A 22,369-nucleotide genomic window follows, 5' to 3' on the forward strand; every position below is an offset into this window, starting at 1 on the left:
TAAGTCCAACAGCAATGAATTACATTTCCAAAAACTAAACGTGGTCATCTTTTAGTATACTCTCTATTTGGGAAGCAACTATATTCGCAGGGCTTTTACATACATTCATATACTTTTGTTTTAATTTTCCATAATGAACATCTAAAATATCGCTTTCAGATAGCAGTAAATTCAATCTATCCTCAAAAGCATCATAATCTGTATTCGAAGTCATTACATGTATATCTTCATCGTCTGTATTAAAATTAAACACATCACAACATCCATTATAATTTATCCATAGAACTCTTTTATTAAGACCATAACTTTCAAAACCTACAGTAGAGTACATGTTAATTACAACTTTGCTAGATGAAATAAACTTAAATGTTTCTTTTCCATTAGTTTCAACAAATTTTATATTATTAATACCTTCAAAGGTTTTTCTATCATCTACTGTTGGTTGATTATCTCCATATCCTGTCTTCGACATGTAAACAGCTTTAACACTTGGATTTTTTTTAAGATAATTGTAGAAGTTATCGACCAAGGTTTTATAAGAATCCTGAAGTTTCCCCTGATCAAGTTCCTTACAATTTGAAACTAAGTTATCGAATACAGTTTGGCTAACAAAGACAATATCATTGTCATTGTCATTGTCATTGTCATTGTCATTGTCATTCCATTTATTTTCAACCATATATGGAATCAACTGAAAACTACCAACGTTAAAAAACTTAGCACTTCCACAAAGCGCATGTTTATTAATTGATTGCTGAGAATGAGCATAGTAATAATCACAATATTGAAACATTCTAACATGTAGGTAATCATCACAATGATTATGCTGCAATAGGATTATTTTATTAATATTCCTCTTATACATATGGTATTTTATAGGATTCCAATAGTAGTCACTGGCAGAAATCAATACTCTCGCCTTAATATCATGGCTTTGAGAATAATAGGTCAGTAATTTACGTAACAATCTAAGGTAGATGTAAATATAGTTAACTTTATTTATTTTTGATAACTTTATCAAACTAAATAAGTAAAGAAGATCGCAGAAAAAAACACGAAAAGATATTCTAAAGTTGAAGACTAACCCTGAGTATCTTCTATTTATTACTGGACCTTTCCAGCTTTGAATTTTTTCATTTATAAAATTAATTCCAGGCGAGATAAGAAGAACAGTTCTCCTGATATTCTCTGAACTGATTTTCACGTCAATATATTCGTAAAATCTATTATACAAGCTTTTTGTGGGCCACATTTCTTCGTAAATAACTTCCGTATGCGATTTTTTACTAAAAAAAGAAAAGCATAAAGAAAACAGGCCAGAAACGAGTATAAATAAAAATACCATCAGATATATTAATGACCAAACTAAAATGTTAACGTCAAAAAGATTCTTGTTATTTTTATACTGAACGCTCATTATTTCATACAAAACTGAATCTCTTGACAATTTACGTTCAAATCCGTATTTTTTTACCAAATTTTCAGACAATGAGTCAAAACAATGTTTATTATCACGATAAATACTTTGGGTTCCCTTCCAGTATTCATTATTTGATAAACCATCTATATCCAGTTCATCATGTTCAATATTCATATTTTTAGTAATTCCACATATATAATACAGGTTAATAACCGAACGACACTTTCTGTAAAATTCCAGTAACCTTAATAAGTCAACTATTATTCATGACCAACTAACGATGTTATTTATCAGATAGTCACAAACTAAGCTCTAGCATTTTCATATAAAAAACCTTACCACATAACTAATGTGTATTTTTTAACCTAAACATTCCGGAAAATACGCTTTATAGTCTATCTCAAGGAAACACCGCTTAAAGTTGTAGTCTAGATAAACTAGACCATCGAGTTTCGTTAAAAATTTACTCAAAGAAAGCCAATAGCAAGAACTTGGACAAGAAAAATCACTCTTAAACAAGATTTCAACCTAGATATACAACCCTTTGCCAAAGGTAACAAATTGCCTTTCTGATACTTTTGATTCAAATAGCTTTCTTTTTAGTGCATCAGATAGGATAGGAGTAGAAGTCTCATCCAAAGTATTAGTTTCATTGATAAAGTCCAAATAATTGCTGAGTCTATGCATTTTAAACCAATCATACCCACTCTTTGTAACCCCCAACCAATCAAAAAACGGCTTAATGTAGACTCTACTTCCATTATAGTGAGATAGTAATACTTGGCCTTCTATACTGGTTAGACGCCCGTGGCGAATCTCCCTTGCCACATGATCATTTACCTTACGATAGCCAATGCGCTTCATTTTCAGTAAATCATGAAATTGATAATATACCGAACTCCCAGCACGCTCATAGATATCGAAAGTTGCAGTATTTGTTTCTGGAATAAAACCAAACTTAGTCATCGCTTGATTTTGTGCAATTGGATCCCAGCGCATATAGTTACTCAAGTAGAGCCCTCTGACTCCTCGACGAGCAATGGAGCTTACTTCTGGATAACGATAATAGTTCAAATCGCGCTCATCAACCTGCGCTCCGTTACCAATTAGATGCCCAGCTTCTACATTAAACAAGTCGTGCTCTCGGCGATTCCAGCGGCTCATTTCTGCTGCATCATGATGTGAGAACTTTCCTACTTGCTCGACGGCTTGATTTTGTCCCCAGATAATGAGTGGGATTTTCCGTTCATAGGCGACATGCACAGGAAAAGCTGTGTGTAACTGCAAGAAGGGCAGCATTATATGGTCAAACTTACGAAGTGATGTACGAACAAGGTCTTTGTATACCCGCATATCTGGATTAAACACGAAAGAGTCGACATCAAAATGAGTCATCAAGTTGTGAAGGTTATTCCAACCAATGTCATTTTTGAAGTAATCATTTACACAAACGACTAAAGGAGACAAACCTACGCCCAACACTTTACTCAAGGTATAATAATCTTCAGCATCACCAACAACAGGAACAACGCAGTCATAACGACTACGTTGTTTTTTAAATCGACCTAATATAAGGTCAAGTTCATTCGCTTTGTCATCCCAATTGATCTGATCTTTTTCTTTATGAGTCAAACACCCTGAACACTCTCGTTCATTGATTGTGAGCCCAAATGGGTGAGTAAGAGGATAGTGACATTTAGGACAATTTGAAAGCATGTTTATAGCTCGTAATCGAATATTCTTTATGTAAGACTTTGTTATCAATCAATACAGAAGCAAGACCTTTCTCGCTTGCTGCTCTCACCGACTCGTGACCAATACCACCACTCACGATGAGTTTGCTATTTTCAATTGGTAGCGCTGACAATAACTCAAAATCAAATTGGTTATGTTCACCTTCAGAGGCAACATCGAACAATATAATCTCATTCGCGTAAGATTGAATAAAAGAAAAATCTATATCATTAATGGTAACAAAGGTCGATTTTTCGGAACAGAACACTTCAAGGCTTCCATTGAGTGTTCTTATTGGGAGCAAGCATTGAATCGCCTGATGACCAAAAAGGTTCTTAGCTTCATCCAATAACGTATGATCTTTAGCTAAGAATGCTGAAGAGAAAACCAACCGTTCAACGGGTAAATCATTCAATAAAGCCAGATGTTTAAACGACCGAATTCCTCCACCAAAACTAATTGGCGTCATCGTCTTCAACCGATGTAATACTTGAATGTCTGCTTCAAACTGAGCAAACGTATCTTGGTCTCTCACAGGACGAATTATTGCGACTTCATCACATTGATATTCCTCCAGTGAATCCAACACACTTTGTAAATCGCCCAGTGGACGCAAAACACTCCAATGGTACGACTGCACGCAACGCTGGGCTTGCAATAATACGGTAGAACCAACTCGCATATTCATTCCCTATAAAATCATGTTGATTAAGTCTGTACCCGAGATTTGACTTTTCTCCGGGTGAAACTGAAGACCAATGATATTGTCCTTAACCAACAAACCACTGTATTGAGAAAATGCGCTACTCACTGGAAGAGAAAAAGCGTCTTGACTTTTATTAATCACCCCATACTCATGGTTGTAAAAAACGCGTCCATTAAAAATGCGCTTTTGTGTAAGGTGATGCCTACTACTAAATGACTGCCCAGCCATCCCTTGACGACGGAACGAAAGTGGTTCCCATGCGTTGTGGGACACTTGCCCAACCAGACGTTCTACATGCCCATCAAGAAATCCAAAGCCTTCAACATGCCCATCTTCTTCTGAGTATTCCATCATTATCTGAAAACCTAAGCAGATCCCCATCAAACGACAACCTTTATCAACATGAGCCTTGATTGCCTCATCAAAATTGCCAGCCTTCATACGTTGCATATAGGAACCTGCTGAGCCAACACCCGGCAATACTAACATTTCAGACTGTATATCATCAGGCTGAGTGACAATCCGCGTGGAAACGTTAGACTTCTCAATCCAGTTTTTAACTGAACGAATATTACCACTACCAATATCTAAGATATCAACCTTCATAATCGACTCCGACAGTAAACTTTCTGATTGGGCGTTGACCAGAGCGAATATCAAAAATAGAAGTGTTCACCCATTTATTGGCAATGTTCCAAAACTCATCAACCGTTATTCCGACATAGTCCGAATAGCTCTTAACAATACGGTCAGAACATAGACCGTCATACTTTTCAGCAATTTCAATACCTTGTTCACGCGTGAGTTTACTGGTTCGTATTTTTTCATTCACTGCATCCGTTGCTCTACCAAACCCAAACTTGTAGTACTTGAGCATCATGTTGATATTAGTAAATTCTTCATCAAGCATAGAAGCATTGGAAAGATCTCCCGTTTCTAGTTCTTCTCCGGGGCGTAAAGTAAGCCCCTGTAATGAGGCATATATAGAGTTATCATCATTGCTCCAGTCATCCCACGCAGGGCCTAAGTAGAAAATATTAATTTTCTTTCGTTCAAACTCAATTTCATCTGGGTATAAGTAATGCTCGGCATGATAAGGGTGCTTAACTGCTTCTTTTAGCCAATCAGTTCCGCCAGCGGTAAGAGTATTTAGACGGCGTAAGTTGTTGCCATCAAACTCATCAAACCCCTCGACAGCAGCATCACCAACTTGTAAGGCTGGGTTCTCCCCCCAAAAAATGGTGTTAACCCCCAACTCAATAGCTAAACGAGGAACTGTCGAAAACAGAGACATTTCCGTCGACTTACATACATTACCAAATTGTTTAAATGACTCTAGAGCAAGTTGAGCTGCCGTTTGAGGAGCAGGGGTCGCAGCTATCACATCAAATCCCATTTCTATCAGGTTGGTGAGATTTTTAGCGCCAATTTCAGACATCTGTTTTGGTGGATAGGCACAACAAACTAATAACGGTCTCAACCCTAACCGGTCCCTAACCCAGTGAGCCTGACGTGTGCTATCTTTGCCTCCACTAACACCAACGATACAATCGTAAGCCCCTTTATTTCTTTGTTTTTGGAGGCTTTTTTGGATCTTTTCTTGTAGTAACTTAAGCTTCAACCCCACGTTCTCGTGATGCTCTGAAGCTGAATATCGACAAGCAATACAGATCCCACCTGAAAAAGACGCATTAGGTCGTAAGTCTGTCGTCAGGCATTTTTGACAATATTTCATTACTTCACAGTCTCAATAACATCAAAAGTAAGAGGAGTCCCTCGACTAATATTTCTTTTCACTACTTCCCCAATAACTTCATCATAATACTTTGGAGCCAAACCAAACCCAGGGCGAATACTTCGAACATTATCTACCGTAAGCATTTCACCCGCTTTTACATCTTTGACTACATACAAAGAACGACGAAACTTCACATTACCTTTTTCCGCTTCAGTTCTTTCATAGTTAACCGTGCCAAGAGCTTGCCACGCGGTTTTCGTATCTTTACACAATGCATGTAACTCTAAAGGCTCCAATGAGAAGCTATCATCAGCGCCACCACCATTGCGATCCATCGTTACATGCTTCTCAATTAAGCAAGCACCAAGGGCTACTGACGTTACTGCTGTGGCACTATCAATAGTATGATCTGAGAGCCCTGACAGTACATTGAAGCGCTCTGCGATGTCTGCAATTGTTCTTAGATTGTATTGGTCTGCAGGTGCTGGGTAACCGCTAACACAGTGAAGTACGACTAATTCCTGACAACCATTATCTTTTGCTGTCTTGATAGCTTCAGCAATCTCTTTTTCATTTGCCATGCCTGTAGAAATAATCATTGGCTTGCCAGTTTGAGCAACACGCTTGATAAGAGGTAAGTCAATAACTTCAAATGAAGCTATCTTATATGCTGGTGCATTGAGTTCTTCTAATAGCTCAACCGCACTAAAGTCGAAAGGGGAACTAAAAATAGTAATACCCAACTCTTGCGCTTTTTTGAATAGTGGCTCATGCCACTCCCATGGCATATGAGCACCTTTGTAAAGTTCATACAAAGTTTGACCATCCCATAAACCGCCATGAATTTGGAACTCCTCAGAGTCACAATCCATTGTGATTGTCTCATGGGTATAAGTTTGTAGTTTAATCGCATCCGCGCCCGCTTTTTTCGCTTCTTCCATAATTTGGAAAGCACGGTTGATATCACCATTATGATTAGCGGAAAGCTCTGCAATAATATATGGAGGATGATCCGGTCCGATTTTGCGGCCGTCAATGGTTATATATGGCTTCATTTTTGCCTCAATCAATTGGTTGTCGGATATAGGTTTCTTCATCAACTTGATGATAACGAGCTTTTTTGAATAGTCGTTGCGATGCAACATTTGCCTTCAATACTGTTGCATTCAACGTCACATCAGGGTGAATCGCATCGATTGCATCTAGTGCTTGGTATGCAACTCCCCTTCCATAACTATTAGGATCGACAAATATAGAAACAAGGTAATGCCCAGATTCCATTCTATCTAAACGTACAGCGCCAACTTTACTTCTATCCACTCTATTGATGACCATGTAAAAATAATCAGACGTGGATTGCAGTTTTCTCGACATCCAAGTCTGATGCTCACTCCATTTTGGTACATTGGGTGTAAGCGCATATTTTCTAGTATCTGGATGACTTTGCCATTCATATATCAGAGCGATATCGTCTTGAGATGCATATTGCAAAAACACCCCATCACGTTTTTTGCTGACTAATTGCTCTATTTCAAAAATAACTCGCCGAACTCCTCGTCCATCACAAATAGTAAGATTAGCCTCTTTAAACTGAGACCACCCTTCGAGCACTCTCATAAAAGCTCCGTTCAACGTCGATGGAATATCTTTAATATCAACATGGACAGCTGCATCATGCTTAACCAGTTGCTCACAAATAAGTTGTTGGTTTTCCGCAAGAGGTACAACAATGTTCGGCAAGCCAAGACAGGCCCTTTCCCAACTGGTAGTTCCTGGCGCACCGATCGCTATGTCATGCTCTAGCATTAAACTCGCCATGTCAGAGACAAATTCTTGGTGTCGAACATTGGGTTTCGTTAAACACCACGCACTTACCTGCTGAAAATGAGGTGATCTAGAGGGCAATAAAACGGTAAAATCGGCATTGACTTGACAACAAAGGCTCTTTAATACCTTCAGTGTTGCGTTTGGAGCATCAACCCCTCCCATTGAGACAAGAACTCTAACAGATTCATCAGATAGCTGCCTTGAAAGAGCGGCTTCTCGCTTATTAGAGAAATTCATTCGCAACAGCGCATACTCACTGCCAACGAGAGCCTTGGTATTGGACGAAGCATAATCAACTTCACTTCGCCCTAAAGTTTGATCTAGAACTAAATCAGCCCTATGGCAACGTCCTAAATCATCGATAGCAAGCAAGCAACAATCTAGTACTGCAACGATTTTTTCTTGCCATTCAGCACCAATAGCGTAATGGTCTGTAACAACAAGATCTGCCGCCTTGACCGCTACTAAAAAGTCTTGTGCATCTTCTGTAACGCTCTTTTGAAGCCAAGCCTCATAATCAGCGTCATGCTGTGGTGCGATAATGCTTTGAGGCTCGGCAAGGGAGATTACATTGAAGCCACGCTCACGAATAAACGTTCGCATATCTCCTTTTAGTGGAGTACAAGCGAACTCTACTTGGTGTCCTTTTTTACTCAAAGCCTCAGCAAGGACTAAACAGCGCATAACGTGACCACTGCCGATCAATAAAGAAGCGTCAACCCGAAAAATAACCTGCATAGCGTACCCTATTTGTTACTTCACGAGCTTTAGCGCAGAAAACAAGGACTCCGCCAACTCCCAATCTTCAGGAGTATCAATATCTTGAACTCGGCAACGCGGTAAAAGTACAGCTTTGGAATGTGGGGAAAAAATAGATCGTTTTTTTAAAAATGCCCCCGTTCTCCCCCAGTAAAACTGTCCTGCATCATGATAAGCCTCTTCAAGATCTTGCGATCTTACTTGTTCATTTTCAGGCGAAAACATCGAAACCGAACCAAACTTGTCGAGTTTGATAGCTCGTTGAATTGGGAATGGAAATGAGGTTGCACTAAAGGCAAATTGCACGTCAGAGTCTCGCAGAAGAGCATAACCTTGCTGCAAGTCCTCTGGCAATACAAATGGTGCTGTTGCATATAAGCAGCAAACCGCGTCAACATCCCAGCCTTCACTCTGGCACCAATGAATAGCATGAGCCATGACATCCATTGTTGTTGCATATTCATCAGAAATTTCTGCCGGGCGCAGAAATGGGACTTCTGCACCATGAGCTACAGCTACGGCTGCAATCTCCGTATCATCAGTTGATACTATCACTTTATCAAAGCAGGCAGAGGCGATGGCTGCTTTGATGGAATAAGCGATCATCGGCTTACCATGAAACTCTTTTATGTTTTTTCTCGGTATGCGCTTACTACCACCTCGAGCTGGAATAATCGCGACTTTCATTAGCACTCCTGCAAAATTTCAGTAAGTACCTGAACAACCGTATCTTGCTGCTCTTCCGTCATGCAATGAAACATAGGAAGAGAAATAGCTTCACGGTAATAGCGTTCAGATTCGGGGAAATCACCTTCACTAAAGCCCATTTTTTCATAGTAAGGCTGAGTATGGACTGGAATGTAGTGCAGATTGACGCCAATACCTTTGTCTCTCAGTGCATCAAATACCTCTTTGTGTGTCAAAGAGATCTTGTCCAACTGCAAACGAATTACATAAAGGTGAAGGCCCGAGTAGGTATTCTCCAATTGATATGGCAAGACCACTGGTAAAGACTTCAATAGCTGATTGTAACGATCGGCAAGGTGATGACGAGCGGTAATAAAAGCATCTAAACGATGCATCTGAGATACACCCAGTGCCGCCTGAAGCTCGGTCATACGGTAGTTAAAACCTAAATCAACCTGTTGATAATACCAGCCACCATGGCTTTCACCCTCCATTTGCTCAAGGTCGCGAGTAATACCGTGACTTCGAAGTAAAGTCATCTTGTCAGACAAAGCCTTTTGGTTGGTCATTACTGCTCCACCTTCCGCCGTCGTTACAATTTTAACGGGGTGGAAGCTAAACACTGTGATATCAGAGTATTCGCAATTCCCTATCGGCAAGCCTTGATATTTGCCGCCGATTGCATGTGAAGCATCTTCAATGATTTTGAAGTTGTACTCTTTCACCAGTTTAGAGAACGCCATCATATCGCATGGTTGACCACATAAATGCACCAGCACAACAACCTTCGGGAGCTTGCCTTCAGCTTTCGCTTTGATTAACTTTTCCTCAAGGCGTTTTGGACACATATTGTAAGTATTAGGGTCAATATCTACGAAGTCGACCTGTGCACCACAGTACAAACCACAGTTTGCTGACGCAACAAAGGTAATGGGAGAGGTCCAAAGCCAGTCTCCCTCCCCTAAACCCAAAGCAAGACAAGCAATGTGTAACGCTGATGTTGCACTGTTAACCGCTAGTGCATAACTAGCACCCGTATGCTCAATAAGTGCTTGCTCAAATGCTGGAACACGAGGTCCCTGAGTTAGAAAGTCTGAGTTCAAAACGTCAACAACACTATCAATGTCTTGTTGATTAATATCTTGCTTACCGTAAGGAATCACAACTGTTCTCACACTGTAAAGTTTGGATCAACGTGCTCTTTAATTAGCTCGCGTAGGCTTTCAATACTTTCCCACTCTGTGTTTGTACCCGAGTTGTATTTGAAACCAAACGGTACTTTTTCAGCTTTGTGGTGATCTAGATACTCTTGCTCTGTATAAGTGAACGATACAGAAGGTAGAATGGCGTAGTACTTACCAAGATCGATCGTGTTTAGAGAATCTGTATCTGTAATCATTTCTTCATGCAGTTTCTCTCCTGGACGAATGCCAACCACTTTGGTTTCACATTTGGGAGCAATCGCTCCGGCGATATCTAAGATTTTGTAAGATGGTATTTTTGGTACAAAAATCTCACCACCTAAATGGTTTTCAAGAGCGTACATGACCATGTTCACGCCATCTTGCAATGAGATATTAAAGCGTGTCATCTCTTCGTGAGTGATCGGCAATACACCTTCTTCACGTTTACTCAAAAAGAATGGGATAACTGAGCCACGAGAGCCCATTACGTTACCGTAGCGCACAACACTAAAGCGGATATCTTTTGAACCTTTGATATTATTTGCTGCTGTAAATAGCTTATCTGAAGCCAGCTTAGTCGCACCATAAAGGTTGATTGGCGCACAAGCTTTGTCTGTTGATAGAGCTACAACATCTTTCACATTACAAGTTAGTGCCGCGTTAATTACATTTTCAGCGCCATCTACGTTAGTACGAATACACTCCGTAGGATTATATTCAGCAGTATCTACCTGCTTAATTGCAGCTGCATGAATGATAACATCTACGCCTTCACAAGCCTGAACCATGCGGTTTCTATCACGAACATCTCCAATAAAAAAGCGAAGCTGAGGAAAATCTTTCTGAGGATATTGCTGCCTCAACTCAAATTGTTTCAATTCATCACGAGAAAAAATAATAATTTTTTTCACGTCCGTATAGCGCTCTAAGATCGTACTGATGAACTGCTTACCAAACGACCCTGTACCGCCAGTGATAAGAACATTTTTATTATTTAACAAGTTAATTCCTTAAATTAAAATTTGTAAACAAGATAGAGATATAAATACTTAAATAACTTTTTTGGCACCTATCTAAGTAAAATCCATATTAACCTCATTATCAAACTATGCAAATTTGTTCATTTCTCTAAAGGATGCGTTACTTTGAATCAAGTAATCATATTTACCTTCATCGACTATTTGGCCTTGTTCTAATACATAGATACGATCACAGTTTTTTATAGTTTTTAGTCGATGGGCAATCATAATAATAGTTTTCTTACCTGACAATTTCTCTATTGACTCCATGATTTGATTTTCAGTAATGCCATCTAGAGCACTCGTTGCCTCATCGAAGACTAAAATTTCAGACTCCGAATACAAAGCTCTTGCGATACTAATTCTTTGCCTTTGTCCGCCAGAAATCTGGATTCCATTTTCACCAATGTGACTATCAAGTCCATTTGAAAAACTAGCAATTAATTCTGTTAAACAGGAAAGCTCAACAGCTTTATGTACTTTTCCCCAATCTATTTCTGAATATTCAACTCCAAAAGCAATGTTTTCCGCGATTGTAGCATCCATTAAGTTAACAGATTGAGGGACATAGGAAATGTTATGATGCCAAGCAGACAAATCTTTAATTGGCTGCCCATCTATATTTAACTTGCCACTACTTAATGGCAGCAGACCACAAATCACATCTATCAATGTTGACTTTCCTGAGCCTGAGTGGCCTACAATTCCAATTTTCTCGAACTTATTTACCCTGATACTTATTGAATTTAGAGCTAGCTTTTTATTACCTGCATACGAGAAAGACCCTTGAGAAACTTCAAGGTGGTCATTAAAAGGTATCAATCCTATATGGTCATTAGAATTCATCTTAGCCCTACTAGACACTAAATCAGCTTCCAAAATATCTAACACTGAAATATTGCCTTTGATGGTTGCAATGCTATTGTAAACCTGCTGAAGGGAGGGCAGTAACTTAAAAGCGGCTAAACCATAGATAGTAAGCAATGGAAGTATGGCAGAAAAGTCATCACCTTTAATGATTAGGTTGAGTATAATAATCATTATCATACTTACATAAGCAAGCCATTCCATCATATACCGTGGAGCTCCTGCAATAGTCATCGTACTTGCCTGAGCTTGGGATTGTTGTAAGCTTTGTTCCTCAAAAGCATTTATGAAATATTTCCTTTTCCCTAAAAGAATAGCTGACTTTGTATTTGTGAATGCCTCTTTAACTATCTTGCTTTTTAAATGATTTGCCTCTCCAACAATTCGCCCATTTCGTTGCAGTCGTTTCTTAAGCACCTTAGAAATCATGACATAGCTAAAAATGAAGAAGGTTATAATAAATAGACTCGTCTCAATATCATAAGAAAAGATAGCTACACTGATTAGTAAAATAAAAACCAAGCGAGAAAACATATTTACAATAGGAACCAGAACAGAACCAACTAAACGACTGCTTTCTATAAGGACCTTGTTTGTTAAAATACTTGAATTATTCGTTAAATAATATTCCCAACCTTGCCTTTGATAGAAACAAAATAGCCTACAGGTAAGTTCATGGCCGAAGTTCAAGGATATTTGATTAATCTTTTTCGTCATAAGGACTGACAATAAAGAGCTTATAGTTAAAAGTAATAGAATCACACAAGAAATAAACAACAAAGTACTACTAAATGACATGTTGTTTAGAAAAGAAATATTAACATAACTTAAGTAGGTATCTAGCTTACTATTGTCTGAAACTACTCCCATAAATCCAGCAATCATACCAATAGTGACAAGCTCAAAAATTGATATTGCTACAACCATGATTTGCAACAATCCCAACTTTTTCCTTTGCTCCAAAGACAGAATGCTCCATAACCGTTTAATTTTTCTTCTCATTTAACGTAAACTCTACCTAGTACTTAAACCGAAATGCATTCAAAAAAGCAAAAAACGATGATTTCACGCATTAAAGTCACATAAAAACAAGGCATTTCACACAAAAATCCATATTTAACAGCAACTTAGATATCGATAAAAACATTCTCTCAATTAACTTATTATACCCACTTGTATTTTATTCCAAATACTACCATTTTCAGATGGGCTACAATTTAAATAGTCATATGAGTATTTTTTATATTTTTCAAAATTTACAGTTGGAAAACTTGTTAGATCCTCATAATCAGATCTGTTATCTATAGCTACCACTTTAGCACCTAATTTGGTAGCAAATCCACTTTGAACATACCTTTCGTAAGCATTTTCTATCTCCCTTAGTTCTTTAGAGTCAAGAAGTAACAAAGGCTTATTATAAATTACAGCGACTCCCATTGATGTGCTAGCATGACTAAAGATCATTGCAGACTCTTTTGCAAGACTTTCAAGAGCACCAGCATAGGTTGCTCGATTATTAAAGTTACGTTTCAACTTTTCTAGGTCTGAAGTTGGGTGTGCTGCAATTACAACTTTCGTTTCGAATTTAGATTCAACATAATCGAAGAAATCATTTATTTTACGAAAATAATCATCAGATAGATAACTAAAGTCAAATCCACAAATTTCATCATCTGGGTGCCCCATTAGGTTTTGATCCAAAAACAATATATGCTTTTTAGAGCAACCTGATAATTCAATAGCTACATCCTGACATTTCTGAAAATCCATAGAGTGTGCCATTATTTCTTTTCCCACGCAGTACATAGGTAAAACATCAGTTTTATTACCACCTTTTACAAGATAGTCCACATATGGCCTGAAGCACTTTTTAATTAAGTGCATGAAATAACATTTCACTCTTCTTACAATGCTTATTTTACTAAATTTTTTTTGTTCATCATAATGTATAGGTATAGGTGCTAGCTGTAAGACAATTGTTTCAAGATTATATTTATTGAAAATCTTAATTATAGGTAAAAATCTGATGGAGTTTATTGATGTTAAAACTACTACCGTTTTTTCTTCTATCTTTGAAATATATTTGTCAAGTTCACGGCATGATTCAGGCTTGAATATTTCCTTGTTAGGTTCCTCTTCGACTCTCTTCGGATGAACAAGAGAATTTAGATTAATTACATCAACTTGATGCCCATTACTTTCAAGCTCTTGAATACCCCATCGTTTTTTATCTCGCTCGGTATATTTTTTTTCTACGCAAAACAGAAATCTTTTTGTGTTCATAGTTTTCATAATATCTTCAAATCGAGAACCCATCATCCACAATAATATTTTGACCAGTCACAAATCGGGAAAGATCAGATAACAAATAGACAATTGTACCGGTTATTTCCTCTACATTTAACATTCCCGTTCCATGTGTGTTCTTGCAGTATGCATCGAGAAACACTTCTGGCTGCCCATCTAGGATACCACCTGGACTCACACTATTAACTCTAAAGCGACTGTCATTAATATAACTAGCCACATACCTATTTAAATGAATAGTGGCCGACTTAATCGCAGCATACTCAACTGGCATTGTCATTGAAGTGTTGTCATATACAGAAAACTTTGGAGCAATGACTCCATAAATGGAAGATATATTTACTAATGAAAAAGGGAGTTCTTTATCAACAAAGTATGCAGCACACTGCTGAGCAAACAAAAATGAGCTACCTAAATGAATACTTACATTTTCGTTAAAACTATCCAGTGTTACATCAAAAAACTTAGCGCCATAGCTATTAGTTCTTGGGTAGGTACAATTGACTGCGCCGGTTATACCCTCAGCTTGTTGCCAAAATCGAGTTAGAGCCTCACTATTGGTAATGTCTAACTCACACATAATAAGGTGGGCATTATTAATATCAACATCAACAGAAGACAGACGCGTCTTTAGGTGTTCTAGGGATATATCCATTGCAACAACATCCCCTCCAGCCAATAGAATTGATTTAACAACATTAGCGCCTAGTAGCCCACCCGCACCAGCAACAACAATCTTCTTATCTTTAAGCATTTGATTCATTTATAATCCATTTACCTACAATCAGATATTCAGCTTATGATAACATTATTTTCTGAACATCAAACGCGCCATAACGACCAGCAGAAGCTACACCTATCGAGCTCACAGACTTTAAAGGTACCGTATTAAAGTCAAAAGTATACGTATACTCTATTCCTGGTGTCTGAATATCGAAGTTGTCATGATAATAGTCACCTTGCAGCGTTTTTATTGCTAAAAATGGCTGAGGCCCAAACAATTCACCACTAAGAACTTTGACCTTTAGAACATTTCGCTCTATAGAAGCTGCTAGTTTCAGTGGTGTCTGGTTGGTATTTCCAGTAACGGCGACAGCAGCTTGCTCTGCTCCTGAAAACTTCACTTTTACACTAGGGTATTCAGACCTAAGGGACTCGACTATTCCCCTTACGTAATCAACATTCGGCCTAATATCTCTATAATCGTGATCCGCAAATGCCAAAATAGCGGAACCCATATTATTTGCCTCTACAAATGCAGAAGCTACATGATGCTTTTTGAGCTCATTAAAACGCGTACCTACATTCAAGCAACGGAAGATATGGCGTCTACAGTTCCCTGGAGATTGATAGTCATCATGACTGGGGTTGTAACCCCGCCATGAGGAGCTCGCTCTTCTCCAATCTCCAAAACGGCCAGATACTAGATCCAATTGGCCATCATCAACCTCATAGAATTGGTTAGCATAATCAAATGGGATCCATTGTTCTAAAAACATATGGATATCTTGACGCTCAGTGTGGAAACCAGGCCTATTTACAGTTGGGAACCACCCTTCGTCGATAATTCTCCTACATAAAGACTCTAACAAAACATCGTATGAATTGACGTAATTTGTTGCACACTGCAGAGGATTTCTACTGAACGATAATGGATGATAATGCCAATTTATCTCATCGCACTCACTATTCGTTTCCTTCAATTTTTGTCTGTAAAAACGGAAAACATTCCCAAAACCTAAATCTTTTCTTCTAGGGTTATCCGAGTACCCTACATGATCCATACAATGCCAGCTGTACACCCAACCTTCATTGGAATCATCAATAGTTCTCTTACGAAATGCCTCAGACAAAGCATCATCCAGCATTCTATCTATTTGTGACCAGTTATTGTTATATTGAAGCAAATGCGGGGCAAGCATTTTACTAACTTCTTTCTCAAACCCATCTAAGTTAAGTTCAGCATTTTGCAGCTTTCTTAAGTTTTCTCGTGACGGCTCAATATCTTTAACCACATTACCATAGACATTTTTAAGCCGCTTAAAGGTATCCACTAAATCTTCAGTCAATGGTCCTTCAGTATCAATACAGTGGACTACATAAAGGGTTTTTTGTTTATTTTCATTCATTCAATTAATCCGAGCTTATACAGATCAGAAATGATCTCAAAAAGTTAATTACTCTTACCTTAAGGAAAAGCCATCATCTATGACTAGTGTATGTCCTGAAATGTCTTCGTACTATCCATAAAGTAAAAACATAACAGCATCGACAACTTTTTTAATATCGAGCTTGCGTGTAATACGCCTTTCAGAACGCTGTTCATAAAGTATTCCATCTAGCTTAAACTGTTAATTTAGAAGAACTACACTTAGCATCTGAGGTAACATGTTTCTTTAGATGATTTAGTTTGAGAATGAGGTAATTTAACAAAATTCTTAAACTAGCCTACTCCTCAAAATTAACTCTGCAAGCTTAAAGTCATAAATATCATCGATATCAACAGCCCGCTCTTTTGGTACTTCTATACATGTTACCTTACCAGAGAAAATACCATAGTTGTTTAGCACAAATTCAGGAGTCGTGGCATACACGACTGTCGTAATATCATAGACTTCTGGCGAATCTTGCCTTCGTGTAACATCAAACGTTGGAGGGCATACAAGCTCGACAAATCCTTCATCATTGTTTATCACCATGTTAAAAAATGGACTACGTTGGGAAGGCGTAACAGAAATACAAATATCAGCATTCACCAATTCGCGCTTGATGATTGCACTCTCGACATCTAAGTGGTTTCGCAAAGGACTAGTAGTTGGCAAGCTAACAAACCCTGAAAAGTCACCATAATGCTCTTTCACCCAATTTATCGCATGTCGCCAAGATAGCCACTCAGGACTAGTGTCAGTAGCTAGTTCATCTGGCCTGCGAATAACGACTGCTCCAGAGTCTTCCGCGATATTTGCAATAGTATCATCATCTGTCGAAACAAATACTTGGCTAATATTAGACACTGATTGAGCTGTATCTACTGCATATTGTAATAATGGTTTTCCTGCCAAAGGCTTAATGTTTTTACCAGGGAGCCCCTTTGACCCTCCTCGAGCAAATATAAATGCAAAATTTCTCATATCAGTTCCCTATATATTCAGCATTCTTCTTGACATCAGAAATAAAATAGACTGTTTTCTTTGCTTCATCTAAGGTGGTACAACTGTTTTTGTTGCCTTTTATTAGTTGTACAAAATCTTCAATCATTTCTAGATACATTTTATTCTTATCCCAATCAAACCCATTATAAACAACCCTCACTCCTTCTGACGTTGCAAGAGTTACACTGTTTTCGATTAGATCCCATTCTAACCGCCCTTTACTACCCATAAAGCTGCATCGTCGGTATGCTTTTCGTTGGATAAAATCCAAATGAAATGTGACGACTGTTTTACTCGGATTGAGAGCTACGATATCAACCATATCCTCAACCTCCAAACCAAGCTCTACGGATGAGCGTAAAATAGAATGCTGTAATGTTAATGGTCCAAGAAGCCACTGAGCATAATCTAGTTCATGACTCAGCTCTAACAATGCTCCTCCACCCAATTCTCTACTCGAAGAAACACTATCGTGGTAGTTTTTGTTAGGGCGCCAATTAGGTAGATACTGACCAATTTCAATATGCGCATTGTATAAAACCCCAATGGCATGCTCAACTAACAACTTTTTTACCTGAGTGGCTGAGGATAAATAACGTAAACAATATCCTACGGCTACAGGTGTTTGGTGTTCTACCATCGCCTGTTGAAGTTCATTAGCATCCTGTTTCGTCACAGTCACTGGCTTTTCAATTAACACAGGAATACTAGCTTCAATCAAAGGTAAAGCATGACTCGCATGAAACGGAGCAGGAGAAGCGACAATCACCAACTCTACTTCATGCAGAACTAGATCTTGAACATTAGAAACTAAAATATCGCAATCGCTAATAGTTTCCTGGGGAACCCTACCACTAGCTGACATCGCAAAAAGTGTGGCGTTAGGAAACAGCCGTTTCAAATTGCTTCGATGTCTAATTGCTATATTACCCAAACCAATAACAGCTACTTTTTCCATTACTAGTCTAACCCTAATGAGTGAATATCAGCTTGAGCTCGATTGAAGTCATCCATACGACCAATATCAAGCCAATACTCATGAATCGGAAACATCAGCACATTACTTCGTTCGTGCATGTGCTGCTCTAAGAGCGTCGGCATGTCGATATGATGATTCTTAGGTACTGAGGCAATAACACGTGGAGACACTACATAAATCCCAGCGTTCACAAAGAAGCGTTGTATTGGCTTCTCAACCATACTGATGATCTTGTTCCCTTCACCATTAATAACACCATAGGGAATTTGGTAATCATACTCACGGACACACATCGTAGCATCAGCGTCGTTTTCCACATGAAAATCAAGTAAACGTTGAAAGTCGACTTTAGTGAGTACATCGCCATTCATCATGATAAGTGGTAAACCTTCAGGTAAATCTTTCGGAAGCAAACCTAATGCGCCGCCTGTACCAAGAGGTTGATCTTCATGCACATAACTAATATTGATACCCAATTCACTACCATCACCAAAGTGAGCTTGGATTTGTTCTGGCATATAGTGAGTAGAAATATAAAAATTGACAAAGCCCGCTTTGATGAAATTTCGGATAACCGTTTCTAAAATAGGCTTATTACCGATGTGAAGCATTGGCTTAGGGCAAGTGTCAGTAAGAGGTTTTAAGCGAGTCCCAAAACCACCGGCCATAATAAATACTGGATTTTGATACAAAGCACGCCCAATGGTCCCGCGTAACGTTTCTAAACCAACTAACTTACCAGCATCGATTAAAGGGATAGACAAAATGCCTTTTTTTTCCATCTCTAAATAAAGCTGATCTTTTGGGGTGCTTACATCTGCTGTTACAGGGTTAGAATTCATAACCAAACTCACTTCATCATTCAGTGAAAGATTGTTTAATAAACCACGCCTCAAATCCCCATCAGTCACAACCCCGCATAACCTACCTAAATTGTCTGTCACCAAAGCAATTCTTAGAGACTCTGTGTTTATAATCTCTAGAGCATCACGTAACGTATCTGTAGGGTGAATTAATACATTTTCCCAAGAGAAACTCATATTCTACCTGTTATTAATAAGTTTTAGTTTGAAGACATTAAACTAGTAGTTGCTTTAGGCGGATATAAAACGACATCAGATTCTAATGGTTTTGTGAGACAAGCCCCTGCACCTACAATAGCACCAGTGCCGATATAAATCCCTTGGATAACTATTGAACCAGCCCCAACATAGACATTTTCACTTGTCTCTACTTGACCACACAACGTTGCTTTGGGAGCGATATGATTATAAGCACCTATTTTACAATCATGCTCAACCAAAGCACCTGTGTTGATTATACTATGGCGACCCACTGTTGCCCCAGTCTGAATTATCGCCATGGGTAAAATCTGAGCACCAGTTTCGATTTTAGAAAACGGTGAAACGAATGCACTGTCGGCGATGATCGTCTCAAACTGGTAACCTAATGAAAGAAAGTGCTCATTAATTTTTTGCTTAAAGCCGGATTTGGGCATCATCCCAACACCGTTGACCAAAAGAACTTTGTCTTTGTCAAACTTTAGAATATCTTCGTCCTTTTCAAGGATAGTGATTCCCTTGAAAACAGTGCGTTGACTGACATCGTCAGGGCTGATCACGGCAAGGATTTCTCTTCTCTGAGTAAGCAATATTTCAGCTAGAACAGACGCATGACCGCCTCCACCAATCATTACAATAGGAAGGTTCACCTCATCATTCAATGATCAGCTCTCCTGCTTTGTATCCTTTGCTTGCTTTACTACCAAGAAGTCCCCAATAGCGATAAGGCGACACCCCAGAACCTGGACGCTTAATTGTGAGATTAGATTCTGTTAACTCTTCACCCTCTTCAATATCCATTGCTGCTACTAAGCTTTTTCGTGCTACGGATTTGTTTTTCACCTCAGAAGCTGTAGGAGTTTTTACGCTAGAGCCCAATGCAAGTTCAATCTGTCGGATGGCTTTGACCATTGCCTCTAGCTCTTGTGGCTCTAGAGAAGCTTTATGATCTGGACCTTCCATGTCATTATCTAACGTAAAATGCTTCTCTATCAAAACAGCTCCGCGAGCAACAGCCGCAATTGGAATCGTAATTCCTTCACTATGGTCCGAATAGCCTGCCGCCAAATCAAATGCCCGCCCTAACGTATCCATTGCTCTTAGGTTGATTTCTTCCAATGGAGCAGGATATTCCGTCGTACAATGAAGAATTGTCACCTTCTCTTTTAGCGCTATTTGACCAGCTTCTGATGCATAAGCTTCTTGGAAACCTAGCATCGAAGGTTCTGCTTTTTCATCTGCTGTATAACCGAAAGCAATCACTCCAAGAGCTGTCTCAATTTCAGAAAGTGTTGCCATACCTGTTGATACAATAAGATCACAACCAGTACGAGCATGAGCCAATACAAGAGGAGCGTTCGTTAACTCACCAGAAGGCAACTTCAAGCGCGTTAAACCAAGATCATTGACTAAGAAATCTAAACTTTCTAAATCGAAAGCTGTTGATAGAAACTCAATACCAAGGGATTCACAGTATTTGACGAGATCATGGTGAGTCTCGTACGACAGTTCTAAACGGCTTAACATCGCTAACTGTGACTCTTGCTTTTGAGTATTTGTTACTTGATATTCAGCTTGCTTAGCCTCTTCTGTAACTAGGTTTTTTGCTTTAAAAGTTTGGAACTTTACTATATCCGCTCCAGCTTTGTGAGCAGCATCGACCAAAGCAAACGCTAATTCTTCTTGGCCGTTATGGTTTACACCCGCTTCGGCAATAATCAAAGTCATTATTGTCTCACTCTACTTTCTTGTTTAAGTCAGGTTCAATGTTTACATCATAAAAAGACTTACAAGGATCAAAGTCCAGCCCTTTAATCATATCTATGACTTGCTTGCTACTATCACCTTGCCCGTAGGGGTTAGTAATACTTTCATCTTCAGCTTTATACTTTCGGCTCACAGCAAGGCCAATCGCATTACAGATGGACTCTTTCGTAGCAGTGGTGTTTAGAACACTTTTTGCGGCCAAGCGTCCCTTTTGTCTGGCCCCTATGTTCACTGTAGGAACATCAAAAGCTGGTACTTCAATAATACCACTCGACGAATTACCAATAACTGCAGCCGCATGCTTTACCGAACTCAGGTAACGCACTTGCCCTAGTGATGGGATTGCCAAGACACGTTTTGGGTGACTTGCCGCATAATCTTCTAGCATTGGGATAATGCGTCGACCACCGTCATCTGCGTTAGGGTAAGTCAATATAACTTGATGTTCAGGGTATTCATCCAATGCGTCTAAAAGCGATTGAAAGCTTTCCTCTGGAGATTCGTTACCCAGTGTAACAGGGTGATAAGTCACGACAAAATAAGGTTTTGTGAGTTCAAAACTTAGTGATTCACTCAATTCAGAAACAGTCATAAAAGACGCTCGATTTAGGTGGTCTAAGCCAATTGCACCAATATTTTTTACACGTGCTGGTAATTCACCAAGTTGAATCACTCGGTTTCGGTATTCGTCTGTCGATGTACCATGTAGGTAACTCAACTTGGTAATCGCATGACGAATTGCATCGTCATAAGCACCTTCTGTTATTTCACCACCATGAAGATGAATGATCGGAATACGAAGTATCATAGCCGTTTGCGCTGCCGCGAGCGCTTCAAAGCGATCCCCAAGAATGACAAGAACATCTGGCGCTAGTCGCGACAAGGCATCGGCAAAGCCTAAGACACCCAGCCCCATACTTTTCGCTGTACCTACAGCGGAATCAGAAGACAACAAAATCTCTATTTTCTCATCGATATTGAAGCCATCTTTTTCAATTTGTTTGTAAGTATCACCGAACTCCGGTGATAGGTGCATACCAGAAACAAGCAATTGAAGTGTTAGGTCATGATCGCTTTGTATGTCCTTTAAAAGCCAAAAGAGCAGACCATACTCTGCTCTTGTACCAGTAAAGACCGCAACCTTTTTGTGTGTCTGCGTCAT

20 protein-coding genes are annotated in these 22,369 nt (G+C 39.0%); all 20 read right to left on the reverse strand.

Annotation, left to right across the window (positions count from 1 at the left end):
* Positions 1-34: 34 nt before the first annotated feature.
* Complete coding sequence (locus tag MU515_RS08895) at positions 35-1,594, reverse strand: hypothetical protein (protein WP_260260067.1); 1,560 nt, start codon at positions 1,592-1,594, stop codon at positions 35-37.
* A 354-nt stretch (positions 1,595-1,948) separates the two neighbouring features.
* On the reverse strand, positions 1,949-3,136 hold the full coding sequence (locus tag MU515_RS08900; RefSeq protein ID WP_260260068.1) for an N-acetyl sugar amidotransferase: 1,188 nt from the start codon (positions 3,134-3,136) through the stop codon (positions 1,949-1,951).
* The gene (locus MU515_RS08905; RefSeq protein ID WP_260260069.1) at positions 3,117-3,836 is read right to left on the reverse strand and encodes a HisA/HisF-related TIM barrel protein; all 720 of its coding nucleotides are present in this window, start codon (positions 3,834-3,836) and stop codon (positions 3,117-3,119) included. Before MU515_RS08905 ends, MU515_RS08900 begins: the two co-directional genes overlap by 20 nt.
* 9 nt (positions 3,837-3,845) lie before the next feature.
* The gene (hisH, locus tag MU515_RS08910; RefSeq protein WP_260260070.1) at positions 3,846-4,466 is read right to left on the reverse strand and encodes an imidazole glycerol phosphate synthase subunit HisH; all 621 of its coding nucleotides are present in this window, start codon (positions 4,464-4,466) and stop codon (positions 3,846-3,848) included.
* Positions 4,456-5,595, reverse strand: a complete 1,140-nt coding sequence (locus tag MU515_RS08915) for an N-acetyl sugar amidotransferase (protein ID WP_260260071.1) — start codon at positions 5,593-5,595, stop codon at positions 4,456-4,458. The genes hisH and MU515_RS08915 overlap by 11 nt, the downstream gene beginning before the upstream one ends.
* Positions 5,595-6,653 carry a pseudaminic acid synthase gene (gene pseI / locus MU515_RS08920; protein ID WP_260260072.1) on the reverse strand — a complete coding sequence of 353 codons (1,059 nt, stop codon included), beginning with the start codon at positions 6,651-6,653 and terminating at the stop codon, positions 5,595-5,597. Before pseI ends, MU515_RS08915 begins: the two co-directional genes overlap by 1 nt.
* 7 nt (positions 6,654-6,660) lie before the next feature.
* Positions 6,661-8,163, reverse strand: coding sequence for a UDP-2,4-diacetamido-2,4,6-trideoxy-beta-L-altropyranose hydrolase (gene pseG, locus MU515_RS08925; protein WP_260260073.1), 1,503 nt, complete (start codon positions 8,161-8,163; stop codon positions 6,661-6,663).
* Positions 8,164-8,178: 15 nt separating this feature from the next.
* Positions 8,179-8,871, reverse strand: a complete 693-nt coding sequence (gene pseF / locus MU515_RS08930) for a pseudaminic acid cytidylyltransferase (RefSeq protein WP_260260074.1) — start codon at positions 8,869-8,871, stop codon at positions 8,179-8,181.
* Complete coding sequence (pseC, locus tag MU515_RS08935; RefSeq protein ID WP_260260075.1) at positions 8,871-10,046, reverse strand: UDP-4-amino-4,6-dideoxy-N-acetyl-beta-L-altrosamine transaminase; 1,176 nt, start codon at positions 10,044-10,046, stop codon at positions 8,871-8,873. Before pseC ends, pseF begins: the two co-directional genes overlap by 1 nt.
* Positions 10,043-11,056 carry a UDP-N-acetylglucosamine 4,6-dehydratase (inverting) gene (gene pseB, locus MU515_RS08940; protein ID WP_260260076.1) on the reverse strand — a complete coding sequence of 338 codons (1,014 nt, stop codon included), beginning with the start codon at positions 11,054-11,056 and terminating at the stop codon, positions 10,043-10,045. The genes pseC and pseB overlap by 4 nt, the downstream gene beginning before the upstream one ends.
* 105 nt (positions 11,057-11,161) lie before the next feature.
* The gene (locus MU515_RS08945) at positions 11,162-12,943 is read right to left on the reverse strand and encodes an ABC transporter ATP-binding protein (protein WP_260260077.1); all 1,782 of its coding nucleotides are present in this window, start codon (positions 12,941-12,943) and stop codon (positions 11,162-11,164) included.
* Between the two features lie 153 nt (positions 12,944-13,096).
* Positions 13,097-14,233: a hypothetical protein gene (locus MU515_RS08950; RefSeq protein ID WP_260260078.1), complete on the reverse strand. Its 1,137-nt coding sequence runs from the start codon at positions 14,231-14,233 to the stop codon at positions 13,097-13,099.
* Between the two features lie 7 nt (positions 14,234-14,240).
* A complete protein-coding gene (locus MU515_RS08955; RefSeq protein ID WP_260260079.1) occupies positions 14,241-15,011 on the reverse strand; it encodes an oxidoreductase in 771 nt (256 codons plus the stop codon).
* Positions 15,012-15,045: 34 nt separating this feature from the next.
* Positions 15,046-16,377, reverse strand: a complete 1,332-nt coding sequence (locus MU515_RS08960) for a hypothetical protein (RefSeq protein WP_260260080.1) — start codon at positions 16,375-16,377, stop codon at positions 15,046-15,048.
* Positions 16,378-16,686: 309 nt separating this feature from the next.
* A complete protein-coding gene (locus MU515_RS08965) occupies positions 16,687-17,379 on the reverse strand; it encodes an acylneuraminate cytidylyltransferase family protein (RefSeq protein WP_260260081.1) in 693 nt (230 codons plus the stop codon).
* Position 17,380: 1 nt separating this feature from the next.
* Complete coding sequence (locus MU515_RS08970; RefSeq protein WP_260260082.1) at positions 17,381-18,358, reverse strand: Gfo/Idh/MocA family protein; 978 nt, start codon at positions 18,356-18,358, stop codon at positions 17,381-17,383.
* Between the two features lie 2 nt (positions 18,359-18,360).
* Positions 18,361-19,419, reverse strand: coding sequence for a nucleotidyltransferase family protein (locus MU515_RS08975; RefSeq protein ID WP_260260083.1), 1,059 nt, complete (start codon positions 19,417-19,419; stop codon positions 18,361-18,363).
* A 23-nt stretch (positions 19,420-19,442) separates the two neighbouring features.
* A complete protein-coding gene (locus MU515_RS08980) occupies positions 19,443-20,102 on the reverse strand; it encodes an acetyltransferase (protein ID WP_260260084.1) in 660 nt (219 codons plus the stop codon).
* Positions 20,095-21,168 (reverse strand): N-acetylneuraminate synthase, encoded by a 1,074-nt coding sequence (gene neuB, locus MU515_RS08985; RefSeq protein ID WP_260260085.1) that lies wholly within the window; start codon positions 21,166-21,168, stop codon positions 20,095-20,097. The genes MU515_RS08980 and neuB overlap by 8 nt, the downstream gene beginning before the upstream one ends.
* A gap of 7 nt (positions 21,169-21,175) precedes the next feature.
* Positions 21,176-22,369 (reverse strand): UDP-N-acetylglucosamine 2-epimerase, encoded by a 1,194-nt coding sequence (gene neuC / locus MU515_RS08990; protein WP_260260086.1) that lies wholly within the window; start codon positions 22,367-22,369, stop codon positions 21,176-21,178.

The sequence above is a fragment of the Vibrio intestinalis genome (assembly GCF_025195085.2).
In the GTDB taxonomy this organism is placed as follows: domain Bacteria; phylum Pseudomonadota; class Gammaproteobacteria; order Enterobacterales; family Vibrionaceae; genus Vibrio; species Vibrio intestinalis.

Excerpts from the sequence above, each read along its gene's own strand:
- MU515_RS08895 (WP_260260067.1), bottom strand. The coding sequence starts at position 1,594 with ATGAATATTGAACATGATGAACTGGATATAGATGGTTTATCAAATAAT.
- MU515_RS08900 (WP_260260068.1), bottom strand. The coding sequence starts at position 3,136 with ATGCTTTCAAATTGTCCTAAATGTCACTATCCTCTTACTCACCCATTT.
- MU515_RS08905 (WP_260260069.1), bottom strand. The coding sequence starts at position 3,836 with ATGCGAGTTGGTTCTACCGTATTATTGCAAGCCCAGCGTTGCGTGCAG.
- hisH (WP_260260070.1), bottom strand. The coding sequence starts at position 4,466 with ATGAAGGTTGATATCTTAGATATTGGTAGTGGTAATATTCGTTCAGTT.
- MU515_RS08915 (WP_260260071.1), bottom strand. The coding sequence starts at position 5,595 with ATGAAATATTGTCAAAAATGCCTGACGACAGACTTACGACCTAATGCG.
- pseI (WP_260260072.1), bottom strand. The coding sequence starts at position 6,653 with ATGAAGCCATATATAACCATTGACGGCCGCAAAATCGGACCGGATCAT.
- pseG (WP_260260073.1), bottom strand. The coding sequence starts at position 8,163 with ATGCAGGTTATTTTTCGGGTTGACGCTTCTTTATTGATCGGCAGTGGT.
- pseF (WP_260260074.1), bottom strand. The coding sequence starts at position 8,871 with ATGAAAGTCGCGATTATTCCAGCTCGAGGTGGTAGTAAGCGCATACCG.
- MU515_RS08945 (WP_260260077.1), bottom strand. The coding sequence starts at position 12,943 with ATGAGAAGAAAAATTAAACGGTTATGGAGCATTCTGTCTTTGGAGCAA.
- MU515_RS08950 (WP_260260078.1), bottom strand. The coding sequence starts at position 14,233 with ATGAAAACTATGAACACAAAAAGATTTCTGTTTTGCGTAGAAAAAAAA.
- MU515_RS08955 (WP_260260079.1), bottom strand. The coding sequence starts at position 15,011 with ATGAATCAAATGCTTAAAGATAAGAAGATTGTTGTTGCTGGTGCGGGT.
- MU515_RS08960 (WP_260260080.1), bottom strand. The coding sequence starts at position 16,377 with ATGAATGAAAATAAACAAAAAACCCTTTATGTAGTCCACTGTATTGAT.
- MU515_RS08965 (WP_260260081.1), bottom strand. The coding sequence starts at position 17,379 with ATGAGAAATTTTGCATTTATATTTGCTCGAGGAGGGTCAAAGGGGCTC.
- MU515_RS08970 (WP_260260082.1), bottom strand. The coding sequence starts at position 18,358 with ATGGAAAAAGTAGCTGTTATTGGTTTGGGTAATATAGCAATTAGACAT.
- MU515_RS08975 (WP_260260083.1), bottom strand. The coding sequence starts at position 19,419 with ATGAGTTTCTCTTGGGAAAATGTATTAATTCACCCTACAGATACGTTA.
- neuB (WP_260260085.1), bottom strand. The coding sequence starts at position 21,168 with ATGACTTTGATTATTGCCGAAGCGGGTGTAAACCATAACGGCCAAGAA.
- neuC (WP_260260086.1), bottom strand. The coding sequence starts at position 22,369 with ATGACGCAGACACACAAAAAGGTTGCGGTCTTTACTGGTACAAGAGCA.